This window comes from Kitasatospora sp. NPDC057542 (assembly GCF_042801945.1).
GTDB lineage: Bacteria > Actinomycetota > Actinomycetes > Streptomycetales > Streptomycetaceae > Kitasatospora.
In genome coordinates, this window is sequence record NZ_JBHVFE010000367.1 from 1 (window position 1) to 9,257 (window position 9,257).

Below are 9,257 nucleotides of genomic sequence, written 5' to 3' on the forward strand. Positions count from 1 at the left end.
AGGGGCCCCGCCGGAGGGGATTCCTCCGGCGGGGCCCGGTGCGGGGCTTCAGAACCCGTTCAGCGCTGCTTGCCCGGCTTCGCCGTGGACTTCGTCGCGAGCCGGGTGGCCGCCCAGTCCTTGACGATGTTGATCGAGCTGGTCTGGGAGAGACCGGCGGTCTTGGCCGCGTCGCTGATGTCGGAGGCCTCGATGTGGCCGTCCCGCCCGGTCTTGGGCGTCATCAGCCAGATGAGGCCGCCTTCTGCCAGGTACTCCAGCGCGTCGACGAGGGAGTCGGTGAGGTCCCCGTCGTCGTCGCGGTGCCACAGCAGGACGGCGTCGGCGACGTCGTCGTAGTCCTCGTCGACGAGATCCGTCCCGGTGAGCTCCTCGATGCCCTCGCGGAGGTCCTGGTCAGTGTCGTCGTCGTACCCCAGCTCCTGGATGATCTGGCCCTCTTCGAAGCCGAGACGGGTCGCCGGGTTGGACTTGTCCGCGGGGTCCGCGGTCGCGCTCACGGGAATAACCTCCAGTATTCGGCTCGGCATCCATGCCGAGGCTGTGGCCGTAGTCCACACGGGCGCGGCGGTTCGCGCAAGTACCCGACCCCCGATCCCCTCCAAAGGTTGACGTGTCGCAGCGGGACACGCCGCGCGACGTGTCGGGAATCACACCGATTTGCCCTTCTCTGCGTGGGACAAGGATGCTTCGGGTGGTCCCGGCCCACAGGCCGTACGCGTGCCCGAGATGCGAACGGCATTCGGGGTCCGCGTGTGCGCGGGCGTAGAGTCTCCTGTTGGCCCTCACCCCGGCCGCCCGCCATCGGGCGGACGGGACACCAGGTCGGACCACCTCTTTTCGTAACACCCGGGGGTGTGCGGAGCGGACGAAGACGCCCGCGCCACACACCGCCAGACCGGCCCGCCCACCAGGCGGACCGGTTACCGATCGGTAGAGATGACGGATCTCCGAGCGCGGTAGCACGATGGAGGCGGCGCGACACACCTCAGTTTCGACCGACAGTGAAGGAACAGCGTGGCTTCCGGATCCGATCGCAACCCGATCATCATTGGCGGCCTTCCGAGTCAGGTCCCGGACTTCGATCCCGAGGAGACCGCGGAATGGCTCGAGTCGCTCGATGCGGCCATCGACGAGCGGGGGCGTGAGCGTGCCCGTTACCTGATGCTGCGGCTGATCGAGCGCGCCCGCGAGAAGCGTGTCGCCGTGCCCGAGATGCGCAGCACGGACTACGTCAACACCATCGCGACCAAGGACGAACCGTTCTTCCCCGGCAACGAGGAGATCGAGCGGAAGATCCTCAACGCGACCCGGTGGAACGCGGCCGTCATGGTCTCCCGGGCGCAGCGCCCGGGCATCGGCGTCGGTGGCCACATCGCCACCTTCGCCTCCTCCGCGTCTCTGTACGACGTCGGCTTCAACTACTTCTTCCGCGGCAAGGACGCCGAGGGCGAGTCCGGCGACCAGGTCTTCTTCCAGGGCCACGCCTCCCCCGGCATCTACGCCCGCGCCTTCCTGCTGGACCGGCTCACCGAGCAGCAGCTCGACGCGTTCCGCCAGGAGAAGTCGAAGGCCCCGTACGGCCTCTCCAGCTACCCGCACCCGCGGCTGATGCCGGACTTCTGGGAGTTCCCGACCGTCTCGATGGGCCTCGGCCCGCTCGGCGCGATCTACCAGGCGCGGATGAACCGCTACCTGGAGCACCGCGGCATCAAGGACACCTCCGACTCGCAGGTCTACGCCTTCCTCGGCGACGGCGAGATGGACGAGCCCGAGTCGCTCGGCCAGCTGTCCCTGGCCGCCCGTGAGGGCCTGGACAACCTGACCTTCGTGGTCAACTGCAACCTCCAGCGCCTGGACGGCCCGGTCCGCGGCAACGGCAAGATCATCCAGGAGCTGGAGTCCCAGTTCCGGGGCGCCGGCTGGAACGTGATCAAGCTCATCTGGGACCGCAGCTGGGACCCGCTGCTCGCGCAGGACCGCGACGGCGTCCTGGTGAACAAGATGAACACCACCCCGGACGGCCAGTTCCAGACCTACGCCACCGAGTCCGGCGACTACATCCGCGAGCACTTCTTCGGCGGCGACCTGCGCCTGCGCGCCATGGTCGAGAACATGACCGACCAGCAGATCCAGTACCTGGGTCGCGGCGGCCACGACCACAAGAAGATCTACGCGGCGTTCAAGGCTGCCCGCGAGCACAAGGGCCAGCCGACGGTCATCCTCGCCCAGACGGTCAAGGGCTGGACGCTGGGCCCCAACTTCGAGGGCCGCAACGCCACCCACCAGATGAAGAAGCTGACGGTCGAGGACCTGAAGCGCTTCCGCGACCGGCTGCACCTGCCGATCACCGACAAGCAGCTCGAGGACGGCCTCCCGCCGTACTACCACCCGGGCCGCGACTCGGAGGAGATCCAGTACATGCACGACCGCCGGGAGGAGCTCGGCGGCTACGTGCCGACCCGCAAGGTCCGCCCGCGCAAGCTGGTGCTGCCCGGCGACGACGCGTACAAGGCGGTCAAGAAGGGCTCCGGCAACCAGACCATCGCCACCACCATGGCGTTCGTCCGGCTGCTCAAGGACCTCATGCGGGACAAGGGCATCGGCAACCGCTTCGTGCCGATCGCGCCGGACGAGTACCGCACCTTCGGCATGGACTCGCTCTTCCCGTCGGCGAAGATCTACAACCCGCTCGGCCAGACCTACGAGTCGGTCGACCGGGACCTGCTCCTCGCCTACAAGGAGTCGCCGACCGGCCAGATGCTGCACGACGGCATCTCCGAGGCGGGCTGCACCGCCTCGCTGATCGCCGCCGGCTCGTCCTACGCCACCCACGGCGAGCCGCTGATCCCGGTGTACGTCTTCTACTCGATGTTCGGGTTCCAGCGCACCGGCGACCAGTTCTGGCAGATGGCCGACCAGCTGGCCCGCGGCTTCGTGCTGGGCGCCACCGCCGGCCGCACCACGCTGACCGGTGAGGGCCTCCAGCACGCCGACGGCCACTCGCACCTGCTGGCCTCGACCAACCCGGGCGTCGTGGCCTACGACCCGGCGTACGGCTTCGAGATCGCGCACATCGTCCAGGACGGTCTGCGCCGGATGTACGGCTCCAGCGCCGAGCACCCGCACGGCGAGGACGTGTTCTACTACCTCACCGTCTACAACGAGCCGATCAAGATGCCGGCCGAGCCCGAGAACGTGGACGTCGAGGGCATCCTCAAGGGTCTGCACAAGTACGCGCCGGGCACCGCCGGCCAGATCCCGGCCCAGATCCTCGCCTCCGGCGTGGCCGTGCCGTGGGCCCTGGAGGCCCAGCGCATCCTCGCCGAGGAGTGGAACGTCAAGGCCGACGTCTGGTCCGCGACCTCGTGGAACGAGCTGCGCCGCGACGCGGTGGAGGCCGAGGAGTTCAACCTGCTGCACCCCGAGGAGCAGCAGCGGGTGCCGTACGTGACCCAGAAGCTCCAGGGCGCCGAGGGCCCGGTCGTCGCGGTGTCCGACTGGATGCGCGCGGTGCCGGACCAGATCGCCCGCTGGGTGCCGGGCCAGTACCAGTCGCTGGGCGCCGACGGCTTCGGCTTCGCCGACACCCGTGGCGCGGCCCGTCGCTTCTTCCACATCGACGCGCAGTCGGTCGTCCTGGCGGTGCTCACCGAGCTCGCCAAGCAGGGCAAGGTCGACCGCTCGGCGCTGAAGGACGCGATCGACCGCTACCAGCTGCTGGACGTGGCCGCGGCCGACCCGGGCGCCGCCGGCGGCGACGCCTGATCAGCCCGTGGGCACTGAGGGGCCGGACCTCCGTACGGGGGTCCGGCCCTTCGCCGTGTGTCGTGGTTTGACCCTCACACCGGTGTGAGGTCCTACGCTCGGCCGCATGACGAACGAGACGAAGCCCGGCCACTCCGGGCGGCACCCCGAACCCGTCGACGGCGCGGGCGAGTTCAACCGGAACGTGATCGCGGAGTTCCGCACCGGGCAGGGGGTCGTCGGCGGCGCGCTCGCCGGCGCGCCGGTCCTCCTGCTCACCGTGGTCGGCGCCCGCAGCGGCGAGCCGCGCACCACGCCCCTGGTCTACCTGGCGGACGGCGAGCGGCTGGTGGTCTTCGGCTCCAACGGCGGCAGCCCGACGGACCCGCTCTGGTACCGCAACCTCCTCGCCCACCCCGAGGTGACCGTCGAGGTCGGCACCGACCGCTACCCGGCCCTCGCGGCCCCGGTCGACCCGGCCGAGCACGACGCGCTCTGGGCCCGTCAGATCGCCGCCCAGCCCCAGTTCGCCGGCTACCGCACCACGGCCCGGACCGTCCCGCTGGTGGCCCTCACCCGGGCCTGACCGGCAGGGGCGGCACCGCCCGGACACCACGACGGCCCCGGACTGCGGCGAGTCCGGGGCCGTGGCGTTGCGGGGCCGGTCAGATGTGCACGGCCGGGCCCGCGTCGGTGGTGCCGCGGCGGGTGAGCAGGCCGAGCACGGCGGCGGCGAAGGCCACCACGGCGGCCACCGCGAAGGCGAGCGACATGCCGCTCACGAAGGACTCGTGGACGGCGCCGGCCATCGCGTCCACCGCCTGCTGCGGGGTGCCGGCCGGGGCCGGCGGGGCGATGCCGAGCTGGGCGGCCTGCTTGAGGCCCTCGCCCGCCGCGCCCTCGACCGGCGGCAGGCCGGCCTTGGCCCAGTTGCCGGGCAGCACGTCGCCGACCTTGGCGGCCATCAGCGCGCCCAGCACCGCGGTGCCGAGGCTGCCGCCGACCTGCATCGCGGCCTGCTGGAGGCCGCCGGCCACGCCGGAGAGCTCCAGCGGGGCGTTGCCGACGATCACCTCGGTGGCGCCGACCATGACCGGGCTGATGCCCAGGCCCATCAGGACGAACCAGAGCGACATCACGCCGTTGCCGGAGCCGGTGTCCAGGGTGGACATGCCGAACATCGCGGTGGTGGTGATCAGCATGCCGGCCACGATCGGGATGCGCGGGCCCAGCTTGCCGATCGCCAGGCCGGCCAGCGGCGAGCCGACGATCATCATGCCGGTCATCGGCAGCAGGTGGACGCCGGCCTCGACCGGCTTCATGCCGTGCACGTTCTGGAGGTAGAAGGTCACGAAGAAGATCGCGCCGAAGAACGCGAAGGCCATCAGCACCATCAGCAGCACGCCCGCCGACAGCGGCACCGAGCGGAACAGGCTGAGCGGGACCAGCGGCTCGCGGGCCTTGCCCTGCCAGAGCGCGAACAGCACCATCAGCACCACCGCGCCGCCCAGGAACAGCAGCGTCCTGCCGTCGCCCCAGCCCCACTCGGGGGCCTTGATGATGCCGAAGACCAGCGCGAACATCCCCACCGAGAGCAGTGCGATGCCGGGCAGGTCGAAGGACTTGGCGGCGTTCTCGGCCCGGACGTCCCTGAGGATCCACATGCCCAGGGCCAGCGCGATCAGGCCGACCGGGATGTTGATGAAGAACACCGACTCCCAGTTGACGTGCTCGACCAGCAGGCCGCCGACGATCGGGCCGGCCGCCGTGGAGGCGCCGATCACGCCGCCCCAGATGCCGATCGCCATGTTGAGCTTCTCGGCCGGGAAGGCCCCGCGCAGCAGACCGAGCGCGGCCGGCTGGAGCAGCGCGCCGAACAGGCCCTGGAGCACCCGGAAGGCGATCACGGTCTGGATGTTGCCGGCGAAACCGATCGCGGCCGAGGTGGCCGCGAAGCCCACCGCGCCGACCAGGAAGGTGGTCTTGTGGCCGAAGCGGTCACCGATCTTGCCGGCGGTGATCAGGAAGACCGCCAGGGCCAGCAGGTAGCCGCTGGTGACCCACTGGATCTCGGAGGGCGCCGCGTGCAGCTTCTCCTGGATCACCGGGTTGGCGATGGCGACGATCGTGCCGTCCAGCGCGACCATCATGACGCCGACCGCGACGGTCAGCAGGGTCAGCCAGGGGTGCCCCTTGAGGCCGCCCCCCGACGGCGGATTCGGCGGCGGCGCTGCGTCCGCCTCGGAGTTCTTCACGACGGACTGGCTCATCTGGGCCCTCCGGGGGCATGGCTCGGTGCAGGACATGGTCGTGGCGCCCCGGCCCACCCGTCCCCACAGGTGCCCCGGCCCGACGGGCGCCACCCCGGCACATTATGTCAGCCACTGACAATCGGCAAACAGTGACTTCTGGCCATTGCTGCCATTTGTCAGAGCGCTAAGGTTGTGCTCCCACCCTCCCCCAGCGCTCCGGAAGGCCCCCGCCATGGCCGCTCACACCCCCCGTACCACCTGCACCCCGGAGGGCTCCGAACGCGCGCCCGGGCTGCGCGAGCGCAAGAAGCAGCAGACCCGGTACGCCCTGATCCAGGCCGCCCACGTGCTCTTCCTCCGACAGGGCTTCGCCCACACGACCGTCGACGAGATCGCCTCCGCCGTCGACGTCTCCCAGCGCACCTTCTTCCGCTACTTCGCCAACAAGGACGAGGTCGCGCTCGCCGTGATGGCCGTGGCCGAGGACTACTTCATCGAGTGCCTGCGGCTCCGCCCGGCCGAGGAGGCCCCGCTCCAGGCCCTGCGCGCCTCGATCGTCAAGGCCTGGCGCGACCTCGGCAGCGAGGAGGCCTCCGGCCCCGGCTCGATCCACAGCGCCCTCGAACTCATGCGGATGATCGAGGAGACGCCCCCGCTGCTCGCCGCCCACCTGCGCCGGGTCACCGAACAGGAGCGGCTGGTGATCCAGGTGCTCGCCGAACGCGAGGGCCTGGACCCGGCCGAGGACCTGCGCCCGGCCGTGCTCGCCGCCGTCTTCGGCAGCCTGCTGCGCTCGGCCCACCTGTCCTGGAGCGCCGAGCACGAACCGGCCGGCCCGGAGGGCATGGTCGCCGTCATCGAGCGCTACTTCGACCAGCTCGGCCCGGCCCTGGCCGGCCACTGGCGCGGCCCGGCGTAGTCCCGGGCAGCACACCCGTGTCATACCGGGGTATCACCCGATACCCCGGTAGCCCCCGGAAGTTCGCGCTCCAGTGCGACGCACCGGGCGGGCCCGCCCTCCTAGGCTGGCCCGCGATGAAGACGCTCACCATCGCCGACGGCCGCAGGTTCGCCGTCCGCCAACTGCGCACCCTGCGACGGCACCTCACCACCCCGAGCGAGGACGACACCCCGCTGCTCGGGAACTCCCGCCGACGCTGGGTGCGCCTGATCCCGTACGCCGTCGCGATCATCCTGCAGGCCTCGCTGATCCCCGGCGGGATCGTCAGCCTGGTCAGCTTCTACGGCCTGGTGCTGCCGGTCGCCGCCGCGCTCACCGTCGCCCAGACCACCCCGCTGTTCCTCGCCATCACCCGGCCGCTGGCCGCCTGGTGGATCAGCGCCGCCACCCTGGTCACCACCGCGACCATCACCGCCCACCACCACCAGGCGACGGGCAGCTGGCCGTGGACCGCGCCGATGATCCTCTCGTACCTCTTCCTGCTGCTCGCCCTCGGTCTGCGCGAGCGCCGGGCCACCGTGATCGCGGTCTGGGTCGCCACCGTGCTGCTCACCGTGCTCACCACCACCCTCGGCCTGCCCCGGGCCGGCGACGGCACCACCGTGCTGCTGATCGCCCTCAGCGGCGCCGTCCTGCTGCTCGGCTGGGCCGTCCGGGACCGCGCGGTCGCCCGCCGGCTGCTCACCGAGCAGGAGCAGATCAGCGAGGCGGAACGCGAGCGGCGCACCCTGCTGGAGGAACGCGCCCGGATCGCACGTGAGTTGCACGACGTGGTGGCCCACCACATGTCGGTCATCGCGGTGCAGGCCGCCAGCGCGCCGTACCGGATCGACGGCGTCCCGGCCGACGCCGCCGAGGAGTTCACCGCGATCGCCGGCACCGCGCGCGAGTCGCTGGCCGAGATGCGGCGCCTGCTCGGCGTGCTGCGCAGCGAGGAGTCCGCCGGGGAGACGGCCCCGCAGCCGGGGGTCGGCCAACTCGCCCAGCTGGTCGAGACGGTGGGGCGGGCCGGGGTGCCCGCCGAGCTGACCGTGGACGACGGGCTGGCCGAACGGGTGCCGCAGGCCGTCGGCCTCTCCGCCTACCGGATCGTCCAGGAGGCGCTGGCCAACGTGGTCCGGCACGCCCCCGGCGCGCGGACCTGGGTGTCGCTGTCGGCGGACGGCCCCGAACTGCGGCTCACCGTGGTCAACGCGCCCCCGCCGCAGCGCACCGAGTCGCTGGAGGCCTCGGCCGAGGGCACCGGACACGGTCTGGTCGGAATGCGCGAACGCGTCCGGCTGGTCGATGGCAGGCTGGACACCGGTCCGCTGCCGGACGGCGGCTTCAAGGTCGCCGCCGCCCTGCCGCTCGACCCGCCCGAACGCCCAGACACCCCCGGGGAGCAACCCGCATGACCATCCGCGTGATCATCGTCGACGACCAGGCCATGGTGCGGGCCGGCTTCGCCGCCCTGCTCAACGCCCAGAGCGACATCGACGTGGTGGGGGACGCGGCGGACGGCGCCCAGTCCCTGGAGGTCACCGGCCGCACCCACCCCGACGTGGTGCTGATGGACGTCCGGATGCCCGTCATGGACGGCCTGGAGGCCGCCCGGCGACTGCTCGACCCCGACGTCCCCGGCGCCCACCGCCCCAAGGTGCTGATGCTGACCACCTTCGACGTGGACGACTACGTGTACGAGGCGCTGCGCGCCGGGGCCAGCGGCTTCCTGCTCAAGGACGCCCCGCCGGCCGACCTGATCGCCGCGGTCCGGGTGGTCGCGGCCGGCGAGGCCCTGCTCGCCCCCTCGGTCACCCGCCGGCTGATCGCCGACTTCGCCCGCAACCGGCCCGCCAAGCGCCGCGACCCCAAGCTGCGGCTCAACGGCCTGACCCCGCGCGAGACCGAGGTGCTGGAGCTGATCGCCCGCGGCCTGTCCAACCAGGAGATAGCCGCCAAGCTGGTGCTCGCCGAACAGACCGTCAAGACCCACATCGGCCGCATCCTCGCCAAGCTCGACCTGCGCGACCGTGCCCAGGCGGTGGTGCTGGCCTACGAGTCCGGCCTGGTGACACCCGGGCAGTAGCAGGACCGTTCCCTGATACCCGGGTAGCACCCGGTACTTGGCCCCGCGGTGTGACGTCCGCGGGGCCGACGCATACCTACCTTCCTCCCCATCGGAAGCCGAACCGAGTCGGCGGCCGAACGGACGAGGGGGAACAGGGACATGCGCAAGTTCCGGACCAGGCGAGCACTCGCCGCCACCGCGGTGGCGCTGGCGGCGGTGCTCGGCGCGGGCGGCTGGGCCGCCGACA

General features: G+C 71.4%; 7 protein-coding genes. 5 read left to right on the forward strand and 2 right to left on the reverse strand.

Annotated features, from left to right (window positions below; all coding sequences use genetic code 11):
• Positions 1–59: 59 nt before the first annotated feature.
• Positions 60–500, reverse strand: coding sequence for a DUF3052 domain-containing protein (locus ACFU7Y_RS32920; protein WP_224282797.1), 441 nt, complete (start codon positions 498–500; stop codon positions 60–62).
• A gap of 517 nt (positions 501–1,017) precedes the next feature.
• Between ACFU7Y_RS32920 and aceE the strand changes: the two genes are divergently transcribed.
• Complete coding sequence (aceE, locus tag ACFU7Y_RS32925; RefSeq protein ID WP_380770570.1) at positions 1,018–3,768, forward strand: pyruvate dehydrogenase (acetyl-transferring), homodimeric type; 2,751 nt, start codon at positions 1,018–1,020, stop codon at positions 3,766–3,768.
• Positions 3,769–3,874: 106 nt separating this feature from the next.
• Positions 3,875–4,333, forward strand: a complete 459-nt coding sequence (locus ACFU7Y_RS32930) for a nitroreductase/quinone reductase family protein (RefSeq protein WP_380770571.1) — start codon at positions 3,875–3,877, stop codon at positions 4,331–4,333.
• A 79-nt stretch (positions 4,334–4,412) separates the two neighbouring features.
• Here the strand turns inward: ACFU7Y_RS32930 and ACFU7Y_RS32935 are convergent, their stop codons facing one another.
• A complete protein-coding gene (locus ACFU7Y_RS32935) occupies positions 4,413–6,017 on the reverse strand; it encodes an MFS transporter (RefSeq protein ID WP_380770572.1) in 1,605 nt (534 codons plus the stop codon).
• Between the two features lie 214 nt (positions 6,018–6,231).
• On the opposite strand from ACFU7Y_RS32935, the gene ACFU7Y_RS32940 reads away from it, so the two are divergent.
• The 3 genes from ACFU7Y_RS32940 to ACFU7Y_RS32950 all read left to right on the forward strand — a co-directional run bounded on the left by ACFU7Y_RS32940 (position 6,232) and on the right by ACFU7Y_RS32950 (position 9,028).
• Positions 6,232–6,918, forward strand: coding sequence for a TetR/AcrR family transcriptional regulator (locus ACFU7Y_RS32940; RefSeq protein WP_224282793.1), 687 nt, complete (start codon positions 6,232–6,234; stop codon positions 6,916–6,918).
• 116 nt (positions 6,919–7,034) lie between these two features.
• Positions 7,035–8,357 carry a sensor histidine kinase gene (locus ACFU7Y_RS32945; protein ID WP_224282792.1) on the forward strand — a complete coding sequence of 441 codons (1,323 nt, stop codon included), beginning with the start codon at positions 7,035–7,037 and terminating at the stop codon, positions 8,355–8,357.
• Positions 8,354–9,028 (forward strand): response regulator transcription factor, encoded by a 675-nt coding sequence (locus ACFU7Y_RS32950; protein ID WP_224282791.1) that lies wholly within the window; start codon positions 8,354–8,356, stop codon positions 9,026–9,028. The genes ACFU7Y_RS32945 and ACFU7Y_RS32950 overlap by 4 nt, the downstream gene beginning before the upstream one ends.
• Positions 9,029–9,257 lie beyond the last annotated feature (229 nt).

Bases quoted from the DNA above. Each gene is read 5' to 3' on its own strand.
- ACFU7Y_RS32940 (WP_224282793.1), top strand. From the start codon at position 6,232: ATGGCCGCTCACACCCCCCGTACCACCTGCACCCCGGAGGGCTCCGAA.
- ACFU7Y_RS32930 (WP_380770571.1), top strand. From the start codon at position 3,875: ATGACGAACGAGACGAAGCCCGGCCACTCCGGGCGGCACCCCGAACCC.
- ACFU7Y_RS32935 (WP_380770572.1), bottom strand. From the start codon at position 6,017: ATGAGCCAGTCCGTCGTGAAGAACTCCGAGGCGGACGCAGCGCCGCCG.
- ACFU7Y_RS32950 (WP_224282791.1), top strand. From the start codon at position 8,354: ATGACCATCCGCGTGATCATCGTCGACGACCAGGCCATGGTGCGGGCC.
- ACFU7Y_RS32945 (WP_224282792.1), top strand. From the start codon at position 7,035: ATGAAGACGCTCACCATCGCCGACGGCCGCAGGTTCGCCGTCCGCCAA.